We start from the raw sequence: 24,627 nt of genomic DNA, 5'->3' as shown, positions 1-24,627 counted from the left end.
GGGCGCCGGACCGCGCCTACTCGGGGCAGCCGGTGTCCGGGTCGCGCGGCTGCTGGGGGTCGAAGCGGCCGCCCTTCCTGTACGCGCACGTGGGCGCGGCGTCCAGGTCGTGGAGGTCGGAGACCCGCAGGACCGCGAGGTTGCGCTCGTTGCCGATGTGCGAGGTCCGGAAGTCGATCTTCCCGGTCGCGCCCTGGAAGGTGGCTTCCCGGAGCTGCTGGGCGACCGCCGCCCGGTGCGGCGCCATCCCCTTGGACGGCGTCTCCACCCCCTTGGACGGCGTGTCCACCTCCTTGGACGGCGTGCCCAGCTGCTCGTGCAGCGTGGAAACGGCCTCGACGAGCAGCCCCGCCACGTCGTAGGTGGTTCCGGTGCGCTCGGCCGGCCACGGCGTCCGGGGCGACTCCTCGGCGGGAAGCGTCTTCACGAGTTCCGTACGGAGATTCCCGTATCCCGCGCAGAACGCGTCCAGTGGCGTTCCCGCCCCCAGCAGGGGTGCGGGACCCCCCCTCCTCGGCGCACGAAGCACCCGCCAGCGTGACGAGGCTGCCCATCCCCACGTACGACATGGGCTGGCCCGCGAGCGAGACGTGCCGGCGGTTCTCCTTCTGCGCGACGAACCGGGAGACCGCGTCGGCGGCCACGACGAGGGGCAGTTTCCGCCGGCTGGTGCACCCCTTGGTCACGGACCGGATGAATCCCCGCGCGTGATGAGCCGGACGAGTCTGCCGTGCCGGTAGCGGGCGGCGACGGCGGGGCCGTCGAGTTCCGGCTCGGCGCTCCACCGCTCCACCGGCCGGCCGAGTCCGCGTTCCAGCGAGGCCGTCCAGCCGGCGAACTGCTCGGCGGAGAACACGTTGTCCAGCGACAGCATCGCCGCGGTGTGCGGCACGTCCCCGGCGGCGGCGCCACCGGCCACCTTCCCGGTCGGGGAGTGCGGCAGCACTTCGTCCGGATGCGCCGGCTCGTACGCCTCGATCAGCCGAACCGGCCGGTCGTACGCGTCGTCGCCCGGAGCGCTGTCGCCCCCTGGGCGCAAGAGGCGGCGGCCGCACGGGTCGCGGTCTGGACCGCCTCGGCGTACGCGGCGGAGTGCACGAGAACGGCAGAGGTGTTCGTCATGTCCTTCATCCTGCCTCCCACCGCTGACAACGCCCTTGACGTACGCGGTGACGGCTGGGGGGCTGTGCGTACGCACACCTTCATATCGAAGGCCACTCGGCGGTTCACACCATTGGATCTTCTGTTAATCTGCCCGCTCCTGGATGTTCGTCCACCCGTCCGTCTCCCCCAAGCGCCCACAGCCTGCCGGGTGCAGCGAGGTGTCTCGTCTGTGTACAGCACTCCGTTTTCCCCCGCAGAAGCCAGAGCCGCGCGCGCCCGGATGGGCCTGACCACGACTCAGGTCGCCCACGCCATGGCCGCGTGCGGAGCCCCCGCCCACCCCGACCTGATAGCCGGCTGGGAGCAGGGCACCCATGTGCCTTCGGAGCCGCAGCTCTTCGCGCTGGCCGATGTCCTGTGGTGCACCACGACCACGCTGATGGGCATCGAACCACACACCCTCGCCGAGCACCGGCTGGCCAAACTGCTGAGCGTGGAGCGGCTGGCGTACCGGATCGGCATGGACGCGGCCGCCTACCGGGCCGCCGAGGCGGCGCAGCGCTGGGACGGCGATCCGCGGCAGACCAGGGCTCTGGTGGACGCACTGGGGCTCTCCCTGCGGAAGCTGATCGGCATCATGGGACGGGTCGGCGAACTGGCCGAGCACCTGCGTTCGGCCATCGAGGGCCGGTGGAAGGTGCACGTGGCACCGGTGGCGGAGATCGTCTGCGTCGACGAGACCCTGGTGGGCGACGCGCTGCGGGAGATGCACGCGGAGTTCGCCGCGTTCTCCGAGCGCTACATGGGACACCTGGTGGCGCGCAACGACGACGCCAGGCTCAAGGAGATCGCGGCCGAGCGCGCCGCGTACCTGCGCCGGCTGGTCGACCACTTCTGGGAGCTGATCGGCGAGGCGGGTGAGGTGCCGCCGTTCAACGCGGTGGTCCGCTGAATCCGCCCGGCCGAGTCGGCCCGGTACGCCGGTACGCCGGTACGCCGGTACGCCGGTCGCGGGCCGGTGAGGCACGGCGCCCCTTCCGGCCCGCGACCGAAGGCGCGCGGCTCAGCGCACGGCGGCGCCGGTACAGGGCCCCGCAGGGCCGTCGGCGTCCTCCGTGTCTTCCAGGTCCGCCCAGTCGATCTCCATCACCTTGCGGCGCGTGAAGACGTTGAAGAACAGGTTCAGCGTGATGGCGGTGAGACCGCCCAGCGTGATCCCGCTGTCGAGGACCGCCTGCACATCGTCCGGCAGCCGGTCGAAGAACGTCGGCACCGTGGTGGGCAGCATGGCGGCGCCCAGGCCGACGGCCAGGATCAGCGCGTTGCGCTCCTCCCGCAGGTCCACCTTTCCCAGGATCTGGATGCCGACCGCGGCGACCATGCCGAACATCGAGATCGCCGCTCCGCCGAGCACCGGCGGCGGGATCGCGGCGACCAGGCTGCCCGCCTTCGGCAGCAGCCCCAGGACGATCATGAAGACGCCGGCCGCGACCACGACGTACCGGCTCATCACCCTGGACATCCGTACCAGGCCGATGTTCTCGGCGAACGCCACGTACGGGAACGAGTTGAGGACGCCCCCGAGAACGGTCGCGACACCGTCGGCACGCAGGGCCCTGGCCACCGTGTCGCCGTCGACCTTCTTGCGGGTGATCTCCCCGATGGCGTACACGTCACCGGTGGTCTCCACCATCGTGATCAGCATGACGACGGTCATGGCGACGATCGGCAGCAGCTCGAACCTCGGCATGCCGTAGTGGAACGGCGTACTGACGCCGAGCCAGTCGGCCTGCGCCACCGCACCGAAGTGCACGTCTCCGAGGAACCAGGCGACGGCCGTTCCGCCGACCAGTCCCAGCAGCACGGCGAGGCTGCTCAGGAACGGCTTGCCGACGCGGACCAGGGCCAGGATGAACAGGAGCGTGCCGAGCGCGTACGCGAGGTTCTTGGGATCGCCGTACGCCGGGTCGCCGATCAGCCGGGCACCGCCGGCCGCGTCCTGGAGGCCCACCGGTATGAGGGTGAGGCCGATGATGGTGAGGATCGTGCCGATGACGACCGGCGGGAAGTACTTCACCAGCCTGCTGAAGAACGGCGCGAAGAGGAACGTCGCGATGCCGGCCGTGATCACCGCGCCGTAGACGACGAGCAGCCCGGCCGTGCCGCCGCCGGCACCCAGGCCGATGGCGATCATGGGAGAGACCGCGGTGAAGGTGACGCCCTGGACCAGCGGCAGTCTCGCGCCGATCTTCCAGACGCCGAGTGCCTGGATGATCGAGGCGACACCGCAGGTCAGCAGGTCCGCGTTGATCAGGTAGACGAGCTCCGGCCGGGACAGGCCCATGGCGTTTCCGAGGAGGATCGGGACGATCACCGCGGCCGCGTAGAACGCGAGGACGTGCTGGAAGCCGTAGAGCGTGAGTTGGGGGAGCGGAAGCAGACGGTCCACCGGGTGGGTCTGCTGCCGGGAGAGGTCCCTGGCGGACTGCCGGGACGACTGCCGGGTGGAGTGTCGGGAGACTCGTGCCATCTCTGCCTTGCCTTCGCGAGGTAGGTGAATGAGAGAGGACCGCCGCCGTCGGCTCCCGGATGACGGGAGGAGGGCGGTTCGGCTCGTACGGAAGCCGACGTCTGGCGGAGTTGCCGACACCACGTCGCCCTGCGCTACATATTGCGTCCTCGATTGACAGGACTTCCTTCGATTGACACAGCAAAGCCCGGTTCACCCATGGGATCCGCAGGCGGTGTCGATCGGAGCGCTCACCTTAGAGCAACCTTGCCGTTCCTCGCGAGTAACCAGGACTTCACCCGAAGTACACCGGCGCTTCGCCCGGACGGACGGCCCGCGCACGGCGTCGCCTAGGCTCTCGGTGCCATGAAGAGCAACCCCCCGCGGCTGGAACCCAAGGCCGACAAGGACACGGTGCGCCGGCACAACCTGAGCCTGGTGCTGCGCGCCGTCCACGACGGCGGCGAGGCGACGCGCGCCGCGGTCGCGGCCCGGGTGGGACTGACGCGGGCCGCCGTCTCCTCGCTGGTCGAGCAGTTGCTGGACAGCGGGTTCGTCACCGAGTCGGGGAAGACGTTCAGCGGGCAGGCGGGGCGGCCCGGCACCGTCCTGGAGGTGGCGCGCACCGGCGTGGCGGGACTGGGCGTCGAGGTCAACATCGACTACGTGTCGGTGTGCGTGACGGACCTGTCGGGAAGCGACCGGGTACGGCTCACCGAGCACACCGACAACCGCGGCGCCGAACCCGCCGAAGTCCTGGCGCGCGCCGCCCGGATCGCGTCGCGGGCGTGGGAGTCGGCGGCCGAAATCGACCTGCGGCCCGTCGGCGTACAGCTGGCGCTGCCCGGTCTGGTCTCCGGCGGTACGGTCCGCCAGGCGCCCAATCTGGGGTGGAACGGGGTCGCGGCCGAGGACGTCTTCGCGCGGGCGCTGGCGGAGCTGCTGCCCGGACGGCGGGCCCTGCCGGTCGGCTCCGACAACGAGGCGAACCTGGCGGCGCTGGCCGAGCTGTGGTTCGGCGATCTCGGCCGCGAGCGGACGTTCCTCTACCTCAGCGGGGAGATCGGCGTCGGCGGCGCGCTCGTCCTGGGCGGCGAACTGCTGCGCGGCGCGCACGGGTTCGCCGGCGAGATCGGGCACGTGGTGGTGGACCCGGAGGGGCCCGGGTGCCGCTGCGGATCGCGGGGCTGTCTGGAGCAGTACGCCGGCCAGCGCGCGGTGCTGCGGGCGGCGGGCATCGACGAGAACGCCGGGCTGCCGGGCGTGACGGAGCTCGCGTCCCGGGCGCGCGCGGACGACGCGCGGGCCGTGGCCGCGATCCGGCAGGCCGGGGCCATGCTGGGGCTCGTCCTGTCCGGCGCGGTGAACCTCTTCGATCCGGACGCGGTGGTGCTCGGCGGGATCTACCGGACGCTGATGCCGTGGCTGTCGCCCCCCGCCGACCGGGAGCTGGGCCGCCGGGTGGTGTCCGGCCTGTGGGCCGGGCCGGGCGGCCGGCTGCGCGCCGCGTCCCTGACCGGGGACGCGGCGCGCGGCGCGGCGGCGCTGGTGGTGCGGGACGTACTGGCCGACCCGGCGGCGTACTGACCCCGGTTACGGACGTACGCCCAGCAGGTGGTCCAGCGCCAGCTGGTCCAGCGTCTCGAAGGCCATGCTCCGCCCGGCCGCCTCCGTGACGTCGAAGTCCTCGTAGGAGCCGCGGTCCGCGAGCAGCGCCGCGAGGCCGTCCTCGGCGGTGGGCCGGGCGAGTTCGTCGAGCCGGGAGGCGCGCAGGGCGTCCTGGACCTCCGGGTCGGCGCGGAAGGCGGCGGCCCGCTCCTTGAGGATGAGGTAGTTGCGCATGCAGCCGGCGGCGGAGGCCCACACGCCGTCGGCGCCGTCGGTGCGCACCGGCTTGAAGTCGAAGTGGCGGGGGCCCTCGTAGCCGGCCGTCTCCAGCAGGTCGACGAGCCAGAAGGCCTGGCGCAGGTCGCCGGCGCCGAAGCGGAAGTCCTGGTCGTACTTGATGCCGGTCTGGCCGTTGAGGTCGATGTGGAAGAGCTTGCCCGCCCACAGGGCCTGGGCGATGCCGTGCGGGAAGTTGAGCCCGGCCATCTGCTCGTGGCCGGTCTCGGGGTTCACACCGACCATTTCGGGGCGTTCCAGGCGCTCGATGAACGCGAGCGCGTGGCCGATGGTGGGGAGCAGGATGTCGCCGCGCGGCTCGTTGGGCTTGGGCTCGATGGCGAAGCGCAGGTCGTAGCCCTGCTCGGTGACGTACGCGCCGAGGAGGTCGAAGGCTTCCTTCATGCGGTCGAGAGCAACCCGCACGTCCTTGGCGGCGCCGGACTCGGCGCCCTCGCGGCCGCCCCAGGCGACGTAGGTGGTGGCGCCGAGTTCGACGGCGAGGTCGATGTTGCGGATCGTCTTGCGCAGGGCGTAGCGGCGCACGTCGCGGTCGTTGGCGGTGAACGCGCCGTCCTTGAAGACGGGGTGGGTGAAGAGGTTCGTGGTGGCCATCGGCACCTTCATGCCGGTGTCGTCCAGCGCCTGGCGGAACCGCTTGACGTGTGCCTCGCGCTCGGTGTCCGTGGAGCCGAAGGGGATGAGGTCGTCGTCGTGGAAGGTGACGCCGTGGGCGCCGAGTCCGGCGAGGCGCCGGACGGACTCGACCGGGTCGAGAGCGGGGCGGGTCGCCGTACCGAAGGGGTCGACGCCCTGCCAGCCGACGGTCCACAGACCGAAGGTGAACTTGTCGTCGGGGGTGGGGGTGAAGCGCTCCGACATATGACCGGCCTCCATTTGTTTGTTGACATGACTAATACTGCACGACCAACCTGTTCCACAGAAGAGCCAGAAGACCAGAAGACCAGAAGACGCAGAAGCCGCGAGAAGCCACGCGGCCGAGGAGAAGAGGGGGCCCCATGCCGCCGAGCAGGGTCGTCGTCGGAGTGGACAGTTCCACGCAGTCCACGAAGGCGGCGTTCACCGACGCCGTCACGGGCCGGCTGCTGGCCGTGGGGCGCGCGCCGCACCGGGTCACGGGCGAGGGGGGCGCGCGCGAGAGCGACCCCGAGGAGTGGTGGCAGGCCCTGGCCGCCGCCGTCGCCGCCGGGCTCCGCGAGTCCGGCGTCCCCGCCTCCGCCGTCACCGGCATCGCGGTCGCCGGCCAGCAGCACGGCCTGGTCGTCCTCGACGGCGCAGGGCGCCCGCTGCGGCCCGCCCTGCTGTGGAACGACACCCGTTCGGCCCCGCAGGCCGCCGCCCTCACCGAGGCTCTGGGCGGCCCGGCCGCGTGGACGGCGCGCGCCGGATCCGTGCCCGTCGCCTCCATGACGGCCGCCAAGTGGCGGTGGCTGCGCGAGAACGAGCCGTACGCCGCCGAGTCCGCCGCCGCCGTACGCCTCCCCCACGACTTCCTCACCGAGCGCCTCGCCGGGGTGGCCGCGACCGATCCGGGCGACGCCTCGGGCACCTGCTGGTACTCCACCGCCACGGGCGCGTACGACTCCCGGCTCCTCGGCCTGGCCGGCCTGGACGAGAAGCTGCTGCCGCCCGTGGCTCCCACCGGGGCCACCCGCATCGGCTCCCTCACACGCGCGGCGGCCGAGCGGATCGGCCTGCCCGCCGGGATCGCCGTCGCGGCGGGTACGGGCGACAACATGGCCGCGGCGGTGGGACTGGGCCTGGGCGGCGCCGGGCTGCTGGACCATCCGGTGCTCAGCCTGGGCACGTCCGGCACGGTGTTCGCGGCGACCCGCACCCGGCCGGACTCGCCCGCGCTGGCCGGTTTCGCCGCCGCCGACGGCGGCTACCTGCCGCTGGCCTGCACCCTGAACTGCACCCTCGCCGTCGACAGGGTCGCCACCCTCCTGGGCCTGGACCGCGACGACGCCGCGCCGGGCGGCGAGGCGGTGCTCCTCCCCTACCTCGACGGCGAGCGCACCCCCGACCTGCCCGCCGCCTCCGGCCTCCTGACCGGCCTGCGCCACCACACCACCCCGCAGCAGCTCCTGGGCGCCGCCTACGAGGGCGCGGCCGTGACCGTGCTGCGGGCCCTGGACGAGGTACTGCGCGCCTGCGGCCTCGACCCCGCCGATCCGGCGGTGGCGTCGCGTCCGCTGCGCCTGGTCGGGGGCGGGGCGCGGGGGCGTACATGGGTGGAGACCGTACGACGCCTCTCCGGGCGCCCGCTGCTGATCCCCGAGGCCGCCGAGCTGGTCGCACTCGGCGCGGCGGCGCTTGCCGCGGGGGCGGCGAGCGGGCGGGACGCGGTGGCGATCGCGGCGGAGTGGGGGGCCGGGGGCGGCAGGGAGGTCCCGGCCCTGGAGCGCGACTGGGCGACTTGGGCCCGGGTCACGTCGGTGCTCGACGGGCTCACCGGCGCCGGGTCCCCCGGCTAGGGTGGGCGGGCCGCCTCCCTTGCGGAGCTGTTCCCTGCCCGCCCCTTCCCGTAACCCGGGGCTCCGCCCCGGACCCCGGTCCTCGATCGCCGGACGGGCGGAAAGCCCGACGCGGCGCGGAAAGCCCGACGCGGCGCGGAAAGCTCAGCCGCGCCGCGAAAACCGAGCCCGGCCGGCGACTCAAGCCCGTCCGGCGTTCGAGGACACGCGCCGGAGGGCGTCCCGGGGTCTGAGGGCCCGGCCCCCGGTTTCGGGAAGGGGCGGGCAGGGGAACAGCCCCGCGGGGTGGACCGCGTCAGACCTTGCGGGCCACGCCCGTGTAGCCCGGGATCGGTTCGTCGCCCGCGACCTCGATGACTTCGCCGAGCTCGGGACGCCAGTCGGCGGCCAGCGAGACGCCCGGCTCGACGAGTGCGAAGCCGTTGAAGAACGCGGCGAACTCCTCGCGCGAACGCGGCCGCAGCGTGAGACCTCGCGCGGAGTACATCGCGGCCGCCTTCGCCGCGCCCTCCGGGTCGAAGTCCCCGGTGACGTGGGAAAGGACCAGGTAGCTGCCGGACGGCAACCGGTCCATGAGGCGGTTCACCAGCGCGTGCGCACCGTCCTCGTCGCCCACGAAGTGCAGCAGCGCGACGAGGGACAGCGCGACCGGCTCGGTGAAGTCGAGCGTCCTGCCCGCCCGCTCCAGGATGAGATCGGGTTCGCGGGCGTCGGCCTGGATGTACTCGGTGGCACCCTCGGGGGTGGAGCGCAGCAGCGCCTCCGCGTGGGCGAGCACGATCGGGTCGTTGTCGCAGTAGACGACGCGCGCGTCGGGCGCGGTCCGCTGGGCGACCTGGTGGAGGTTCGGCTCGGTCGGTATGCCCGTACCGATGTCGAGGAACTGGCGCACGCCCTTCTCGGCGAGCCAGCGCGTGGCCCGGTGCATGAACGCCCGGTTGACCCGCGCCATGTCGCGCCCCCGGGAGTCGAGGGCGAGGAGCTGGCGCGCCATCTCCTCGTCCACCGGGTAGTTGTCCTTGCCGCCCAGGAACCAGTCGTACATGCGCGCCGGATGCGGCTTGCCGGTGTCGATCTCGACGGCGGTGTGGTCGTGCCCGGTCATGCGGCGCTCCGTGGGTAGCGGTGGACGGCGAACGGTGGAGGACGGGGCGGCGTGGTGGTTCAGGTGAGCAGGAAGTCCGCCTGGCCGGCCTTGGCTCCCTGGATGAAGGCGGCGATCTCACCGGGGGTGTAGATCAGCGCGGGGCCCTCGGGGTCTGCGGACTGGCGGACCGCGACCCTGCCGTCGGCCAGCTTCATGGCCTCGATGCAGTTGCCGCCGTTGCCACCGCTCCACGGCTTGTTCCAGCCCTCCGCGGGCAGGTCGTTCGCGGGCATGCCGTTGTATATCCGGTCCATCACAGCTCCTTGCGGAGATCCTTGAGGATCTCCTTTGTGCGTTGTGCAGTCGCGGCCTGAGCCGCCATGCGGTCCATGACTTCGAGGTGGGACGCCACCTCGGAGCGCGAGTCGAGATAGACCGCGCCGGTCAGGTACTCGCTGTAGACCATGTCCGGGAGTTCCGGCACGGCGAAGCGGAAGAGGACGAAGGGGCCGTAGGTACCGGGGTGGTGGCCCGTCACGAACTCGGCGATCTGCAACGTGACGTTGGGCATGTCGGCGGCCTCCAGGAGGCGGTCGATCTGCTCCCCCAGCACGTCCGGGCTGCCGACGGGCCGGCGCAGGACCGTCTCGTCCATGACGACCCACAGCTTCGGGGCGTCGGGGCGGGTGAGGAGGCTCTGGCGTGCCATGCGCAGGGCCACGTGCCGCTCGATGGCGTCGGGCCTGGTCTGACCGACGGCTCCGCCGCGCATGATGGCGCGGGCGTAGCTCTCGGTCTGCAGGAGACCCGGCACGAACTGCGGTTCGTACGCCCTGATGAGTGACGCGGCGCCCTCCAGGCTGACGTACATGCTGAACCAGTCGGGCAGGACGCCGTGGAACCGCTGCCACCAGCCGGGCCTGTTCGCCTCCTCGGCCAGCTCGACGAAGGATGCGGTCTCCTCGGCGGGGAGCCCGTACGCCGGCAGCAGGAGCTGTACGTAAGGGATCTTGAGCGCGACCTCGGCCGTCTCCATCCTGCGGATGGTGGCCGGGGTGACGCGGAGCACCTTGGCGGCCTCTTCGCGGCTCAGACCGGCTCTCTCGCGCAGGTCCAGCAGACGCTTCCCGAGAACGACCTGACCCACCGTCGGGGCGGACCGCGGTTCACTCACTTCAGACCTCCCCATGGGCTGTTGCGAGCAGTGTGCCACGCGGTCGCGGCCAAAGAAACGACACTCTGCAATTTTCACAGTGCCCCTTGCCAAGTGTCGCTTTCAGGAGGAGAGTTGAGCGGCGAACCAGTTCACGCGGATGCCGCACGCTGTCCCCGGGGGGTAGCAGTTGTCCGGCCCTGCCCCCCACCGTGAGGAAACGCTCGTGGCACCAGGCACTGCGCTCGTCCCCCAGCTCATGGACCTCTGCCGGGGGACAGCCATACGCCGGTACGGATTCGAATTACCGGCGCGCCCGGAATGCGTGGCCGCCGCCCGGCGCCTGGCCAGGCGGCAGCTCACGCAGTGGGGCGTCCACGAGGACGCCTGCGACACGGCGGCACTGATCGTCACCGAACTGTTCACCAACGCCCTGCTGCACACCGCGAGCGAGCACATCGTGTGCGAACTGCGCGACAGCGACGGCCGGCTGCGTGTGGCCGTGAAGGACCAGGGACTGCGTCCCACCGGGCCGCAGCTGCGCCAGGCCGGCGACGAGGAGCACGGGCGCGGGCTGCAGCTCGTCGACGCCCTGAGCAGCTTCTGGGGAACACGCGACGCCGCGGACGGCCCCGGGCGGATCGTCTGGGCGGAGCTTCCTTGCTGAGGTCCGTGATGACCAACCTGCCGGCCGGCCGCCTTGCGCGCGCCCGCCGCCGCGCCAACCGCGAGCACGACGGACACGGCGGACACAGTGAGCCCGACGGACACGGCGGACACAGTGAGCCCGGCGGACACGGCGAGCACGGTGGCGGACCGGTCCGGCTACCCGTGCCGCCCGGCCTCTCCGTGCCGCTCGGCTGCGACGCGGTGGGTCTTCCCGCGCGGCACGGGTTCCGGATGATGGCGCATCTGTCCCGGCCCGGCTGCGTCTTCGCCGATCCCGGCTGGTGGTGGTGGGTCGTGCCGGCCGAGTCCGACCACGGCCTGGTCTGGCCGCAGCCTGCCCGGTACGTCCCCGGGCTGTACGTGCCCGCGACGCGTCCGCGCCTGATCCACTCGCCGGAAGGCAACTCGCCGTACACGCCGCCGATTCCGCTCTACCTGATGGCGTGCCGGATCGCGGACACCGTTCCGGCGTGGTCCACTGTGCCGCATCAGGGGTCCTGACCCCCTCCGCGCGAGCCACTGCTGCCGGTTTCGCACCCTGGACAGCACGTGCCGCGCCGGGAGTCGATTCCCCGAGTGCCGTTTGCGGTACGCCCATGCCCAGGGGAGGGACCTCCGCGCCATGAACAGACCCACGTCGCGCACACACGCCCCGCGTCTCCCGGCGGCCGTCGCCCTCGCGATCGGGACGCTCCTCGCCTCCGGGCCGCCGTCCACCGCCTCCCCGTCACCCGGGCCCTCCGCCGCGCGCGGCACCACGCCCGTCGTCACCTGGGCCGCCGGCGCGGACAGGCTGTCCACCGCCGGCGCGGCCCCGGAACGTACGTACCGGCTCGTCGTGCGCACGAGCGCGGGCGGCGGCGGGCTGCGGATCCGGCTCTCCAACGCCTTCGGCGACCAGCCGGTGACGTTCGGCCGTGTCTACGCCGGACTGCGGGCCACCGGCGCCGCGCTGGTGCCGGGCACCAACCGGCCGCTGTCCTTCGCCGGATCGGCCTCGGTCACCGTCCCGCCCGGCGGGTCCGTCCACAGCGACCCGCTGCCCGGCACGGTCCGGCCGCAGTCGGATCTGGCCGTCAGCGTGTACGTACGGCGGGCGGGCGGCGCCGCGACCGGCCACAGGACGGCCCTGCAGACCTCGTACGTCGCGCCCGCCGGCGACCACGCCGCGGACGGTTCCGCCACGCCCTACACCCAGAAGACCACCTCGTGGTTCTACCTCGACGCGGTGACGGTCGACGCCCGGCGCGGCACCGGCGCCGTGGCGACGCTCGGCGACTCGATCACCGACGGCGCCCTCTCGACCCGGGACACCAACCAACGCTGGCCGGACTTCCTGGCCCGTCGGCTGGACGCCGACCCCGGCACGCGCATCAAGGGCGTCGCCAACGAAGGCATCTCCGGCAACAAGGTCCTCGAGGACGGCGCCGGCGAGAGCGCGCTCAAACGCCTCGACCGGGACGTGCTCTCGCAGCGGGGCGTGCGCACCATGGTCCTGCTCGAAGGGGTCAACGACATCAAGGCCGTGCCCGCGCCGACGGCCGCCGACCTGATCGCCGGTTACCGGCAGCTCGTCGGCAGGGCGCACGCCGCGGGTGTGTGCGTGGTCGGAGCGACCGTCATGCCGTACGAGGGCTGGCGGGAGTGGACGCCGGCGGGAGAGACCGTACGGCAGGAGGTCAATGCCTTCATCCGCGGCGGCGGGGCGTTCGACGCGGTCGTCGACTTCGACGAGGCGGTCGGGGACCCGGCCGCGCCGTCGCGCATCCTTCCGGCGTACGACAGCGGCGACCACCTCCACCCCAACGACCTCGGGATGCGGACGATGAGCGACACCGTCGACCTGAAGAGCCTGCGCTGCTCCAGGCGTTAGCACTCCGGCCGGGCCCTCCCGGGCCGGGCCGGGCCGGGCGGCGCGGGGCGGGATGCGGCCGGGGCGGCGCGGGGCGGCGCGGGGCGGGATGCGGCCGGGGCGGCGCGGGGCGGGATGCGGCCGGGGCGGCGCGGGGCGGGATGCGGCCGGGGCGGTCGTTCTCTGCCCGGGTCAGCTGTCGAAGAAGTCCCCCAGGGAGGCGGCCAGCGCGCCCGGGGCCTCTTCGGCCACGTGGTGCCCGGCATCGATGCCGTGGCCGCGTGCGTCGGGCGCCCAGCGCCGCCAGATCTCCAACGGGTCTCCGTAGAGCTCTTCGAGATCGTCCCGGAGCGACCACAGGATCAGCGCGGGACACCGGATCCGTACCCCGCCGGCCCGGTCGGCCTCCTCGTGGCGCCTGTCGACGGTGAGGCCGGCCCGGTAGTCCTCCAGCATCGCCCGCACCACGTCGGGGTTCCTCGTGGCCTCCCGCCACTCGTCGTAGTTCTCCTGTCCCATGCGCTGCGGATCGCCGCGGTACCAGCTGTCCGGGTCCGCGTTGATCACCCGCTCGGGGGTGTCCGGCTGGGCGAAGAAGAACCAGTGCCACCACTGTGTGGCGAACTCGGCGGTGATACGGGACAGGTGCTCGGTGACGGGCAGGCAGTCGATCAGCGCCACCCGTGACACCGCGCGGGGGTGATCGAGGGCGAGGCGTAACGCGACAGCGCCCCCGCGGTCGTGCCCGGCGAGCGCGAACCGGGCATGCCCGAGGGAACGCATCACCTCGACCATGTCGTGGGCGACGGCACGCTTGGAATGACCCGAGTGGTCCGCGGTGGGCGCCGGACCGCGGGACCGGCCGTACCCCCGCAGGTCGGGGCAGACGACCGTGAAGCCCCGCTCGACGAGCAGCGGGGCAACGCGGTGCCAGGTCGCGGAGGTCCGGGGGTGGCCGTGCAGCAACAGCACCGGCGGCCCCTCCCCGCCGTGGCGGACGAAGACGGATGCCTCATCGAGCTGGATCCGCCCGGCCTCGAAGCCTTCGAACATTCTTTCGCCCTCCTTCGCGCGTGCGCCAACGGGCCGCCCCGCACGCGTGCCCCGAAAGAGGACCGTGACGCGGGGCGCGGGGCGATTGACGCCGCCTCCACCGGGAGATAGTCATGATCATGACACAGACCTCCGCCCCTGCGCGCCGCCCCCACCGGCAGTTGCTCGCGGCCTCCGTGGGCAATGCCGTCGAGTGGTACGACTGGTACGCGTACACCTTCCTCGCCACCTACATAGCCGGCCAGATCTTCCCCCCGGGCGCCGGGAATTCCCTCGTCCCCCTGCTCTCCGCCTTCGCCGTCTTCGCCGTCGGCTTCTTCATGCGGCCGGTCGGCGGCCTGCTGATGGGCGCCGTGGCCGACCGGCACGGGCGGCGGGCCGCGCTCACCGTCACCATCCTCCTGATGGGCGGCAGCAGCCTGCTGGTCGGCCTGACACCGACGTACGCGTCCGCGGGAATCCTCGCTCCCGTGGTGCTGGTCGCTGCCCGGCTGCTCCAAGGGCTCTCCGTCGGCGGCGAGTTCGCCGCCTCGACCACCTTCCTGGTGGAGTCCGCCGGACCCGGCAGGCGCGGCCTCTTCTCCAGCTTCCAGTACGTCTCGACCACCGCGGGCCAGCTCGCCGCGTCCGGCATCGCCGCCGCGCTCGTCGCCGGCCTCGACGAGGGGGCGATGGAGGGATGGGGGTGGCGCGTTCCGTTCGTCGTGGGCGCGGTGCTCAGCCTGGTCGGGTTCTGGATCCGCCGCGGGGCCCAGGAGACGCTCGCCGCCGAGCGTGTGCGCGGGCCCCGCCCGGGACTCCTCGACGCCCTGCGCCACCACCCGCGCCAGTCGCTGCTGATCTGCGGCATCACGGCGGGCGGCACGATCGCGTACTACACGTGGACGTCCTACCTGCCGACGTACGCCGAACTGAACGCGGGCACCGCCACGTCCGACGCGCTGCTCGCGGGCACCGTCTCACTGGCCTTCTTCGCGCTGCTCCAGCCGGTCGGCGGACTGCTCTCCGACCGTTACGGCCGCAAGCCGCTGCTGCTGTTCTTCGGCATCGGCTTCGCGCTGCTCAGCGTGCCGCTGCTGCGCTCCGTCAACGGTTCCTTCGTGTCGCTGCTGCTCGTGCAGTGCGCGGGAATGGTCCTGCTCACCGGCTTCACCTCCATCTCGGCGGCGGTCAACGCGGAGATCTTCCCGGCCAGGGTGCGCGCCGCCGGCATCGGTTTCCCGTACTCCCTCACGGTCGCGCTCTTCGGCGGTACGGCGCCGTACGTGGGCACGCTGTTCAAGGAGCTGGGCCGCCCGGGGCTGTTCCCGTGGTACGTCGCCGCGCTCTGCCTGGTGTCCACCGCGGTGTACTTCCGGCTTCCCGAGAGCGCGCACAGGGAGCTGGAACGCTGATCCCGGGAACGGTCCGAAGCAGTCCGGAACGTGCCTCAGAGCGAACGCAGCGCCTCCCCGGCCCGTGCCACCAGTCCGTCGGCGCTGCACTTCTCCGCGAGGGCCAGGCCCCGGACCAGCTCGTCCTCGGAGCGCGCGGCGATGCCGTACTCGACACGGGCCAGGGCGTGCTCGTACGCGCAGGGGGAGTTCTCGAGGAACGCGACCGCCTTGGCCAGCAGTTCCACGGCCCGCTCCCCCTCCTCCAGGGCCGCCGCGCAGCGCAGTGACTCCCCGATGGCGGTGTCCGTGCCGAAGCGCTCCGCGCGGTCGCGCACGTAGGCGGCGAGGATGGCCGCGCGGCCGGGGTCGTCGGCGGCCACCGCGCGGGCGAGGTCGCTCGCCCAGGGGGCCATGACACCGTTGTGCCGACCGCGCGCCGACAGCGCCTCCCCGGCGGCTTCGAGTTCGGCGACGGCTTCCTTGGCGCGGCCCTGGGCCAGCAGCAGCCTTCCGCGTACGCACCGCGCGTCGGGGACGACGATCGACGACGGGTACGGCGGGGCGAACCCGTGGCGGTCGGCCGCCTCCTGGGCCTCGTCGGTCCTGCCCCGCGCGAGCAGCGTGTCGATGAGCATGCAGGCGGCGTCCCAGTGCATCGGCAGGCCGTTGCCGACGCGCTCGGCCAGGCGCAGGCTCTCGCGCAGGTACGCCTCGGCCTCGGCGAGCCTGCCGCGCCTGCGCTGGAGGTAGCCGACGAGGGCATGGGCGAAGGCCAGGTGGCCGCCGCTCCAGCCGGAGATCTCGAAGTCGCGCAGCGCCTCGTCGAAGAGGCTCTCCGCCTGGTCGAGGCGGTCGGCGAAGGCGTACGCGAGGCCGAGCAGGGCCGGGGGCTCGAAGCCCCATTCGGTGTTGGTCCAGCCGAGGCCCGGCGCGAGCCGGCCGTCCAGCAGGGCGCGGTCGCAGGTCTGGACGATCTCCTCCGCGTTCTCCCCGCGCGCGACCGCGTCGAAGGCCCTCAGTATGAGCAGCGCGCGTTCGGAGTTGTCGCGCCCCTGGAGGCCGTCGGTCATCTCGGCGAGGCGCCGGGAGCGTCCGGGGCCGTCGTCCTCGGCCGCCTGTACGCCCTCCCACAGGAAGTGCACGGCCTGGAGGCGCATCCTGGCGGGGCCCGGGGCGGTCCGGGCGGCCTCGGCGGCCACGACCTGCGCCGCCTCCCGTGTCTGGTTGTTGTGGGTGAGGGCCTGGGACAGCCGGAAGACCGCGTCCACGCGCCGGCCGGCGTCCAGACCGCGCATGCCGAGGGCGGACGTCAGGTGGCCGACGGTGGTGGCGGGCGAGGTCAGCAGGGTGGCGCAGCCCAGTTCGTACAGGACTTTCGCGTGCTCTTCGGGCAGCGGCGGCTCCAGGAGGGCGCGCTCCAGACAGCGTCTGGCGGCGTCCGGAGCGCCGACGGCGAGGTGCTCGGCCGCGGCCTCGCGCAGTTGGGCGACCAGCTCCGGGTCGTCGTCCGGATGGACTTCGAGGAGGTGCCTGGCGACGGCAGCGGCGCCCAGGCCGGCCTGGGTGAGTGTCCAGGCGGCCCGGCCGTGCATGGCGGTGCGGGTGGCCGGCGGCATGGCGCGGTAGACGGCGCCCGCGATGAGCGGGTGGACGAACTCCATCGGGTCGCTGCCCGCCAGGATGCGGGCCGCGCGCAGCCGCTGGGCGCAGTCGGCGGCCTGGTCGCGGCTCAGGCTCGCGAGCGAGGCGGCCAGGTCCAGTGAGATCTCGGTGCCGAGGATGGCGGCCGCCCAGGCGAACCGGGTGGCGGCGGTGCCCAGTTCTTCGAGTCTGGTGATCAGGCCGGTGCCGCGCGCGGACGCGCCGAGGGCGCGCAGGACGCCGGCGGAATCCTCCACGGGGTCCAGTTCCTCGTCGCGCACCTTGGCGACGAGCTCCACGGTCTCGTAGAGGTTGCCCCCGGTGACCGCCCACACCTCACGGCAGAACGGTTCGTCCGCGTGCTGGCCGAGCGCGGCCCGTGCGAGGCCGGCCACGGCTTCGGGGGTGAGCGCCCGCAGACGCACGCACTGGCGGGCGACGGCCTCCACCGCCCGGAGGAACTCCGCCGTGTCGCCGGTGGGTTCCTCGGGGCGGTACGCGATGACGACGAGCACCGGAAGGTCCTCGCGCTGGACGAAGGACGCCAGCCAGCCGAGCGTTTCCAGATCGGACCAGTGCGCGTCGTCGACCATCAGGACCAGCGGCCGGTGCGTGGCCGCCAGCCGCAGGACGAGGGCGTCCAGGCCGTCACGGACGCCCTGGGGGTCCGCCCGCCCGTCGGGCGGCGCCACGCCGAGCGCGGGTCCGATGATCTCGTACCCGTCGCCCAGCAGCTCCCTGACGTCCACGGCGCCGGGCAGGGTGAGGGCGGGCTGCAGGAGTTGCCGTACGGCGTGGAAGGGGACGGAGGTGACGGCCTCGCCACCGCGCGCGGACCACACCGTGCACCGTCCGGCGGCGAGGCGCCGGATCTCGGACAGCAGCGCTGTCTTGCCCAGACCGGCCTCGCCGCTGCAGACGAGGACCCCACCGGCCGGCGTGTCCGCGCAGAGCGCTTCGACGGCGTGCCTGGCGGCGGCGAGTTCCGTCTCGCGCTCCAGCAGCGGGACGGTGACCGGGTGCTCCGGGACGGGCACCATCATCCCTCCCCAAAAGGTGGCGGATCTCGAGCGTAGCCCGGCAGCACCGCGGTGCGGAATCGATCGGCGCACTTTGATCCGGGACGAGTGAACGACCGTTACCCGCAGGCCCGGTGACGGGACGACGCACGCGGACGATGCGAAGACTCTTTCGGGGCGGACGCCCTTTCGGTGCGGACGCCCCGTCAGGTGGTCGCCGTCGCCGTCGCGGTCGCGGCGCCGGCGCCGGCGCCGGATCCGCCCCGCCCGCTCCGGCGGGCCGTCAGCGGCACCAGTGAGATGGCCGCGGCTCCGCAGAGCCCGGCCACCGCGAAGGCGGTGAACCCCCAGTCCTGCATGCCGTTGGCCACCAGGGCGCCGCCCAGCGACGGACCGACGACCGCGCCGAGCCGGCCGACGCCGGTGACCCAGCCGAGGCCGGTGGCGCGCTGCCCGGGCGCGTACACCGTGTTGGTCGCGGCGTAGACCATCACCTGGGCGCTGAACAGCCAGACGCCGGTGATGAACACGACGCCGTACATCAGGGCCAGTCCCAGTTCCCGGCCCATCAGCAGCGCTCCGGCGGCGGTGAGGACGAACCACAGGGCGGAGACGCGCACCGGGCCGAAGCGGTCGGCGGTGCGTCCGGCGATCAGCATGCCGACGATGCCGCCCGCGTTGATGACCATCAGGAAGCTGATGGAGGAGGTGAGGCCGTAGCCCGAGGCGCGCATCAACTGCGGGAGCCAGGTGCTGACTCCGTACACGAGGAGCAGGCCGCAGAAGGACGCGGCCCACAGCAGCGGGGTCGCCCAGCGGCAGCCCGGGGCGAACAGCGCGAGCACCGCGGCCCAGCGGCCCTTGGCCCCGGCGGCCGGTGCCTGGGCGGGCTCGGGGCGTTCCAGTCCGTACCGGTCGGCGATCGCGTCGGCCTTGGCGCGGCGGCCGCGGGCGAGCAGCACGCCGGGCGACTCCGGCAGGTGGCGCACGATGAGCGGTACGGCGATGATCGCGGGCGCGACGCCGGCCCAGAACACCCAGCGCCAGCCGAACGCCGGGGCGAGGGACAGGCCGAGGCCGGTGGCCACCATGCCGCCCGCGTGGTACGAGGTCATCAGCAGCCCGGTCGCGAGGGCGACCCGGCCGCGCGGGGCGAACTCCATGACCATGGCCAGGCAGGTGGGCATCAGCCCGCCGAGCCCCAGGCCCGCGGCGAAGCGCCCGGCGCCGAAGAACGCGGGTCCTTCGGCCAGTGCGCAGAGCGCCGAGCCGAGCGAGAAGAGGATCACGGACCAGATCACGACGGGTCGCCGGCCCAGCCAGTCGGTGAGGTTTCCGGCGGCCAGCGCACCCAGGAGCATGCCGAAGGTGGTCCAGCTGCCGATGGTGCCCGCACTGGCCGGAGTCAGGCCCAGGTCCTGGTCGTCGAGCATGTGCGGCATGACCGCGCCGTAGATGTTGACGTCCATGCCGTCGAAGAAGACGGCCAGCCAGCACAGGCCGAGTACGAGCGCCACGGGGCGCAGGGAGCTCTGGGGCACGGGGAACCTTCGGGTCGGGGCGGGTCGGGGCAAGGCGGGGGCGGGGCGGAAGGAACGCATGTTCGCACAGTGAACTTAAGTTCGCGATCAGTTCGCCCCGCAGTTTCCGCCCACCCTCCGCGCGTGTCAATGGGTCCGGCCCGCGGGCAGCGGCGCGCTCAGCGGTCGGTGCTCAGCGCGTACGCCCGCCGGACGCTCGTACCGAGGCGCGGCAGGTCCGCGCCGTACGCATGGAGGGAGACCGCCCCGTCCGTGCCCGCGTTCCAGAGCCGGTGGATGTCTCCGGGCGGCGCGGACCCGCACACCGTCCCCCGCCGGTGACGACGTCCTCCGTGGCGACCAGCCGCGCCGCCGCCGCACCGCCGCACCGCCGCAGGACGGGACCAGCCGGTAGCGCCGCTCGTGTTCGGTGCCCGCGTGGACGCCGGTCGCGCACCACGCCACATGGTCGTGCGCGGGGAGTACCGGCCGAGCGCGACGACCGGGAGGCTCCCGTCGTGCCCGGCGTGCAGCAGGTGGCGCACGAGGGCGGCCCGGCATTCCGCGACGGTGCCTGGTCGTGGCCACCCGAGGAAGGACACGTGACCGGGACGCCGGCGTCCGGGCCTCAGCCGGCGCGGGGCTGCAGGGTGGAGCGGCGTACGACCAGTTCGGGCTGGAGCACCACGCGCTGGTGCTCGTGTTCGTGCTCGGATGTGGGTGTGGTGGCCCCGGTCTCCTCCAGGAGGAGGCCGGTGGCCATGGCGCCCATGGTCGGGGCGGGCCGGCGCACCGAGGTGAGGGGGACGGCGGCAGCGGCGGCGAATTCGATGTCGTCGTACCCGACGATCGCCAGCCGGTCCGGCACGCCGGCACCCGCCGCGTACATCGCCTGGAGCACACCGAGCGCGAGCAGGTCGTTGGCGCAGAAAACGGCGGTGGGCCGGTGCGCCTCGGGCAGGCCGAGCAGCCGGGCGCCCGCGTCGCGGCCCGCCGCCACGTCGAGGCGGTCGGTGGGGATCTCCTTGAGCGCGCCGGGCTCCAGGCCCGCCTCGGCGAGGGCCGCGCGTGCGCCGTCGCGGCGGTCCTTGACCTGCTGGAGCCGGGCGGGGCCGCCGACGAACGCGATGTCGCGGTGGCCCGCGTCGACGAGGTGGCGTACGGCGAGTGCCCCACCGGTGACGTCGTCGACGGAGACGGAGCACCCGCCTCGCCCCTCGGCGACGCGGTCGACGAGAACGAAGGGGATGCCGTGACGGCGGAAATCCTCGACGGTGCGGCCGGTGGCGTCGGCGGGCGTGAGCAGCACGCCGCGTACCCGCTGTTCGGCGAAGAGGCCCAGGTAGCCGGCCTCCTCGGCGGGGCTCTGGCCGCTGGTGCAGAGCATGACGCCGAGCCCTGCCGCGCGCGCCGCCCGCTCGGCGCCGCGCGCGACCTCCACGAAGAACGGGTTGCCCATGTCGAGGACGAGCAGGGCGATCATGCGGCTGCGGCCCGCCCGGAGCTGGCGCGCGGAATCGCTGCGCACGTAGCCCAGCCGGCTGATCGCGGACAGCACCCGGCCCCGGGTCGGCACGGCGACGGTTTCGGGGCGGTTGAGGACGTTCGACACCGTGCCGACCGAGACTCCGGCGGCGCGGGCCACGTCCTTGATGCCCACCGGCTGTGCGGTAGCCAAAATCTGCCCTCTCCTTCGGCCGGCGCGGGTGGTCCCGGAGCCGTCATGAATGGGTCGGTACGCGAGGCCCTTGCGACCAGGGCAGGGCGATGGGTGATGGGGCATCAGGTGCCGGCCGCACCGCGTCGGACCCGGGACGCCGAGCGGCATTCCCAGGTCCGACGCGGTGCGGTTGCCCGCGAAGAGGCGGCTTCCGGTGGCGGCGGGGCGTACCGCACGGCCTACGGCATCCGGTCGCCGATCAGCGCCAGGTTCTCGATGGCGGCCAGACCGTACAGCGCGGTGTCGTTGGTGTGGACCCAGTTCGCCTCGCTGCCCGGCACGAGCGCGACCGGTCCGCTCACCTTCTCCGTGGTCCACGGCGACGACTCCTTGTAGCCGTCGCTGTTGTAGAACTTCTCCCACGCGCGCTTGGCCAGCTTCTCGTCGCCGCTCTGCACCGCCGCGTACGCGTCGAGCCGCGAGTGTCCCTGGAAGAGGATCAGCGAGCCGAAGTTCTTGCCGTAGCGCGCGGCCTGTTCGGCCTTGGTGGCGTTGAAGTAGCGGCAGTAGTCGAGGTACGCCTCCTTGAACTCCGGCATGTCGACGAGGTGGATCAGCTCGGCGCACAGTTCGTTCAGTCCGAAGACCGCCGACAGGTGCGAGACCTCGACCCTGGCCTCCTTCGCGACGGCGAACCGGCCGGTGTCGAGGTCGTAGAGGCCGCTGCCCTGGACGAAGCCGTTGGGCTGGGCGGCGATCGTCTCCATGGTGGACAGCACCCGGGCCTTGGCCTTGGCCGCCTTGGGGCCGCCGCGTTCCCACTCGGTGAGCCAGGCCGAGACCAGTCCGCTCCAGTCGGTGCCGAAGCCGACCGACAGGGCGTGCCGGTCGGGGGTGTACGGCTCGGTGCGGATCTTGCGGATCGGGTCGAGGGCGAGGAAGGTCTCGTCGGAGTCGACGTTGGCGTGCATGAGGTCGCCGGTGCGTTCGTCGGCGGTGAGGAAGTAGTAGAAGCGGCGGTAGGTGGTGTTGGCGATGCGCTGCTGCTTGGCGCTGTCGGCGTAGTGCTGGATGCCGTGCCGGGTGCCGAGGCCGGCCCAGGTGCCGAGGTGGTAGACGTCGACCTCGCCGGTGTGGCGGGTCATGGCCTCGGCGAAGCGGAAGATGTCGGCGCGGCCGGAGCGCAGGTAGGCGTACCAGAGCCAGAGGTCGGGCGAGAGCTCGGAGTTGTCCCAGGCGTAGCCGCCGACGTCGTAGCGCCACTGGTGGCGGGCCGGGTCGTAGCTGTGCATGACGTCGCCGTAGTCCCAGAAGCCGTACCAGCGCCGCATCTCGACCTGGTCCTTGTAGTAGGTGAAGAGGAAGTCCAGGTGGTCCTCGATCTTCGCCTTGGCGGGCACGGACCGGTCGGGCTCGGAGAACAGGCCGCCGAAGACCCTGGCCTTGATCAGCTGCCGGGGCGGGGCGGCGAGCTGGGGCGGGGTGCGGACGGCCGTCACCTCCCGCGCCAGCGCCTCGGCGTCCGGTGTGGAACCGTGGGCCCAGAAGAGGAGTTCGCTGGTGCGGGCGATGCCGTACGGGGTGCCGAAGCCGGGCTCGTAGTCCTCGTAGGTGATGTTGAGACCTTCGAGCTGCTCGGCGTACGTGTCCTGGCCGAGGCCGTCGTGGTAGAAGCGCAGGTCCATGGGCGGGGCCTCGGGCGACCAGAGCCAGAGCGTGACCTCGGCCTCGTCGGTGTGCGCGCCGCGGATGTCGAGCCCGGCGGGGTGCTTCTCCCAGAAGTCGCGCAGCCCGAAGGAGAGTCCGCCGCTCGCCCCGCCGACGTACCCGAAGCCGGAGGCGCGGCGTCCGCCGCCGGCCGGGATCCAGCCGTGGCCCTCCTTGGTGCGCTTGCGCAGGGTGAAGCCGTCGGCGGAGAGCTGGCTGAGGGTGTAGTCCCCCCAGGTGGGGATGAGGTGGAGGCGGCTGGTGACGCGCTGGTCCCAGGTGGCCGGGTCGGGCAGCTTCTTCCCCTCGAACTGCGCGGCCTGGACGGCGGCTCCCGGGTCGCGGCGCAGGCCCGTGATGCCCTTGACGGCTTCGCGCAGCAGGCCCGTGCCGTCACCGCCGATGCGGATGTGGCGGTCGTACGCCTCGTCGCGCATCGGCACGGTGAAGCGGACGCCGAGGCCGCGGACGAAGTCGCCGCTCGCCTTGCCGGGCTCCTGGGTGCCGTCGTACGTGATGGTGTGCACCATGCGGAACGACTCGGCGCCCGCGTAGAAGTAGAGGCGGACGGAGAACGGCAGCCAGCTGCGGTTTCCGCGGCGGTGCCTGCCGTCGATGCGGACGACGGCGCGGACGGGGCCGTCCTGTTCCACCACGGCCTCGGAGATGGCACTCTCGAAGCGTTCGTACTTCGTGCTCCCCTGGTCGCCGTCCTCGATCTCGCCCTGTCTGAGGAGGACGAGCCGTCCGTTCCCGGCGATCTCGGTGGCGCCCCGGGTGACGGACTTGACGAGGGTGGAGCCGCTCTTGCCGATCTTCGCGGTGATGACGCCCGTGGACACGTCGATCGTGCCGCCGCCGCTGGAGACCGTGACTCTACGGGCGGGCGCGGCCGGCGTTCCGGCGCTGAGCGTGAAGGCGGCGGCGGTGACCTCGGGACCGACGGCGTGCGCGGTCCACTTCAGCGAGCCGTCGGGCCAGTGCGCGAGCGGCCAGGACTGGACGGGGACGTCCTTGCCCTCGGCGGTGGTGAGCGTGAACGCCTGGTCCTTGTCGTACGCGCCCTTGGGCCACGGCACTCCGAGGGTGGCGCCGGGGGCGGCTCCCAGGCCGGTGTCCTCCAGCCACTTCAGGGTCACGGGGTCCGTGCCGGCGGCGTCGGCCCCGGGCGCGGCCTGGGCGCGGGGGGTGCCCAGCGCCCAGCTGAACTGGGCGGCGGCGCCGGCGACCGCCGCCGCCTTGAGGAGGGATCTGCGGGGGATCGAAGACATGGTCGTGCCCTTCCGTTGTGTGGGGTGTGGGGCGTGGTGCGGGTGAGGGGGACGGCGGCCTCAGCGGGACACGTACCGTCGCTCCACGGCGACGGCCGCCGCCGTGACGGCGCCGGCCACCGGCACGGCCAGCGGCGCCACGAACCAGGCGGAGGCGGCGACCACCGCGAATCCGCCGACGATCAGGAGCGATCCGGCGGGGTCGAGGACCGTACGCCGGCCCGCCGCCGCCAGCAGGACGCGCCAGGAGGCCGCCGGCTGCCAGTCGGCGGCCGCCCGCAGCGCCGCCACCGCGCAGCCGATGAGGGCGAGGATGCCGACCGTGCCGACGAGGGGGCCGCCGGGCAGGCCCGCTCGTACCGCCGCGAGGTCCAGCCACAGCAGCCAGGCCGCCGCCCAGCCGGCCAGGCCCACGGCCCAGCCCCGGCGGGCCGCGGCACGGAAGTCGGCGGCGAACTCCCGCCATCCGGCGCTCTCCTCGCCGGTCAGATGGCGTCGCAGGTGCCGCGCCCCGGCGGCGAGCGCCGCGGGCCACGTCACCAGCGGGAGCGAGGCGAGGGCGATCCACACGCCGGTGAGCAGGCACTCGGCGAAGACGCCGAAGCGCTCGTGGAAGCGGGCCAC

At 73.0% G+C, this 24,627-nt stretch carries 19 protein-coding genes and 2 pseudogenes; 7 read left to right on the top strand and 14 right to left on the bottom strand.

The window, feature by feature from the left end; genetic code table 11:
* Positions 1–16: 16 nt before the first annotated feature.
* On the bottom strand, positions 17–427 hold the full coding sequence (locus tag ACWDZ4_RS12125; protein ID WP_451508294.1) for a hypothetical protein: 411 nt from the start codon (positions 425–427) through the stop codon (positions 17–19).
* Between the two features lie 264 nt (positions 428–691).
* Positions 692–1,131 (bottom strand): annotated as a pseudogene (locus ACWDZ4_RS12120) (NAD-dependent DNA ligase LigA); the annotation flags it as partial.
* 202 nt (positions 1,132–1,333) lie between these two features.
* Between ACWDZ4_RS12120 and ACWDZ4_RS12115 the strand changes: the two are divergent.
* Positions 1,334–2,056 (top strand): transcriptional regulator, encoded by a 723-nt coding sequence (locus ACWDZ4_RS12115; protein ID WP_451508293.1) that lies wholly within the window; start codon positions 1,334–1,336, stop codon positions 2,054–2,056.
* A 111-nt stretch (positions 2,057–2,167) separates the two neighbouring features.
* Here the strand turns inward: ACWDZ4_RS12115 and ACWDZ4_RS12110 are convergent, their stop codons facing one another.
* On the bottom strand, positions 2,168–3,634 hold the full coding sequence (locus ACWDZ4_RS12110; protein ID WP_451508292.1) for a nucleobase:cation symporter-2 family protein: 1,467 nt from the start codon (positions 3,632–3,634) through the stop codon (positions 2,168–2,170).
* Positions 3,635–3,979: 345 nt separating this feature from the next.
* Between ACWDZ4_RS12110 and ACWDZ4_RS12105 the strand changes: the two genes are divergently transcribed.
* Entirely contained in the window at positions 3,980–5,200 is a 1,221-nt protein-coding gene (locus tag ACWDZ4_RS12105) for an ROK family protein (protein ID WP_451508291.1), read from the top strand.
* Positions 5,201–5,206: 6 nt separating this feature from the next.
* Here the strand turns inward: ACWDZ4_RS12105 and xylA are convergent, their stop codons facing one another.
* Positions 5,207–6,379 (bottom strand): xylose isomerase, encoded by a 1,173-nt coding sequence (gene xylA, locus ACWDZ4_RS12100; RefSeq protein WP_451508290.1) that lies wholly within the window; start codon positions 6,377–6,379, stop codon positions 5,207–5,209.
* Between the two features lie 137 nt (positions 6,380–6,516).
* Between xylA and xylB the strand changes: the two genes are divergently transcribed.
* Complete coding sequence (xylB, locus tag ACWDZ4_RS12095; protein ID WP_451508289.1) at positions 6,517–7,995, top strand: xylulokinase; 1,479 nt, start codon at positions 6,517–6,519, stop codon at positions 7,993–7,995.
* A gap of 295 nt (positions 7,996–8,290) precedes the next feature.
* Here the strand turns inward: xylB and ACWDZ4_RS12090 are convergent, their stop codons facing one another.
* Genes ACWDZ4_RS12090 through ACWDZ4_RS12080 form a run of 3 tightly spaced genes read right to left on the bottom strand, consistent with a single transcriptional unit; the run spans position 8,291 to position 10,256 of the window.
* Positions 8,291–9,100 carry an SAM-dependent methyltransferase gene (locus ACWDZ4_RS12090; RefSeq protein WP_451508288.1) on the bottom strand — a complete coding sequence of 270 codons (810 nt, stop codon included), beginning with the start codon at positions 9,098–9,100 and terminating at the stop codon, positions 8,291–8,293.
* Between the two features lie 59 nt (positions 9,101–9,159).
* Entirely contained in the window at positions 9,160–9,396 is a 237-nt protein-coding gene (locus tag ACWDZ4_RS12085) for a DUF397 domain-containing protein (protein WP_451508287.1), read from the bottom strand.
* The gene (locus ACWDZ4_RS12080; RefSeq protein ID WP_451508286.1) at positions 9,396–10,256 is read right to left on the bottom strand and encodes a helix-turn-helix domain-containing protein; all 861 of its coding nucleotides are present in this window, start codon (positions 10,254–10,256) and stop codon (positions 9,396–9,398) included. The genes ACWDZ4_RS12085 and ACWDZ4_RS12080 overlap by 1 nt, the downstream gene beginning before the upstream one ends.
* A gap of 205 nt (positions 10,257–10,461) precedes the next feature.
* On the opposite strand from ACWDZ4_RS12080, the gene ACWDZ4_RS12075 reads away from it, so the two are divergent.
* The 3 genes from ACWDZ4_RS12075 to ACWDZ4_RS12065 all read left to right on the top strand — a co-directional run bounded on the left by ACWDZ4_RS12075 (position 10,462) and on the right by ACWDZ4_RS12065 (position 12,777).
* Complete coding sequence (locus ACWDZ4_RS12075) at positions 10,462–10,902, top strand: ATP-binding protein (protein WP_451508285.1); 441 nt, start codon at positions 10,462–10,464, stop codon at positions 10,900–10,902.
* Between the two features lie 8 nt (positions 10,903–10,910).
* Positions 10,911–11,405, top strand: coding sequence for a hypothetical protein (locus tag ACWDZ4_RS12070; protein WP_451508284.1), 495 nt, complete (start codon positions 10,911–10,913; stop codon positions 11,403–11,405).
* A gap of 121 nt (positions 11,406–11,526) precedes the next feature.
* Entirely contained in the window at positions 11,527–12,777 is a 1,251-nt protein-coding gene (locus ACWDZ4_RS12065) for an SGNH/GDSL hydrolase family protein (RefSeq protein WP_451508283.1), read from the top strand.
* A 171-nt stretch (positions 12,778–12,948) separates the two neighbouring features.
* On the opposite strand, the gene ACWDZ4_RS12060 is transcribed toward ACWDZ4_RS12065, so the two are convergent.
* Complete coding sequence (locus ACWDZ4_RS12060) at positions 12,949–13,809, bottom strand: alpha/beta fold hydrolase (protein WP_451508282.1); 861 nt, start codon at positions 13,807–13,809, stop codon at positions 12,949–12,951.
* 113 nt (positions 13,810–13,922) lie between these two features.
* Here ACWDZ4_RS12060 and ACWDZ4_RS12055 point away from each other — a divergent pair, with 113 nt between their 5' ends.
* Entirely contained in the window at positions 13,923–15,203 is a 1,281-nt protein-coding gene (locus tag ACWDZ4_RS12055) for an MFS transporter (RefSeq protein ID WP_451508281.1), read from the top strand.
* Positions 15,204–15,238: 35 nt separating this feature from the next.
* On the opposite strand, the gene ACWDZ4_RS12050 is transcribed toward ACWDZ4_RS12055, so the two are convergent.
* The 6 genes and pseudogenes from ACWDZ4_RS12050 to ACWDZ4_RS12025 form a co-directional block, all read right to left on the bottom strand.
* Positions 15,239–17,869 (bottom strand): ATP-binding protein, encoded by a 2,631-nt coding sequence (locus ACWDZ4_RS12050; RefSeq protein ID WP_451508280.1) that lies wholly within the window; start codon positions 17,867–17,869, stop codon positions 15,239–15,241.
* Positions 17,870–18,051: 182 nt separating this feature from the next.
* Positions 18,052–19,386, bottom strand: coding sequence for an MFS transporter (locus ACWDZ4_RS12045; RefSeq protein ID WP_451508279.1), 1,335 nt, complete (start codon positions 19,384–19,386; stop codon positions 18,052–18,054).
* Between the two features lie 158 nt (positions 19,387–19,544).
* Positions 19,545–19,907: pseudogene (locus ACWDZ4_RS12040) on the bottom strand (cysteine dioxygenase); the annotation flags it as partial.
* An 86-nt stretch (positions 19,908–19,993) separates the two neighbouring features.
* Positions 19,994–21,043, bottom strand: a complete 1,050-nt coding sequence (locus ACWDZ4_RS12035; RefSeq protein ID WP_451508278.1) for a LacI family DNA-binding transcriptional regulator — start codon at positions 21,041–21,043, stop codon at positions 19,994–19,996.
* Positions 21,044–21,264: 221 nt separating this feature from the next.
* Positions 21,265–24,003 carry an exo-rhamnogalacturonan lyase family protein gene (locus tag ACWDZ4_RS12030; RefSeq protein WP_451508277.1) on the bottom strand — a complete coding sequence of 913 codons (2,739 nt, stop codon included), beginning with the start codon at positions 24,001–24,003 and terminating at the stop codon, positions 21,265–21,267.
* 60 nt (positions 24,004–24,063) lie between these two features.
* Entirely contained in the window at positions 24,064–24,627 is a 564-nt protein-coding gene (locus ACWDZ4_RS12025) for a hypothetical protein (RefSeq protein WP_451508276.1), read from the bottom strand.

It is taken from the genome of Streptomyces sp. NPDC003016, assembly GCF_053591455.1.
Note: the sequence above shows the minus strand (reverse complement) of the source record. Positions and strands in the feature narration are given on the sequence as shown.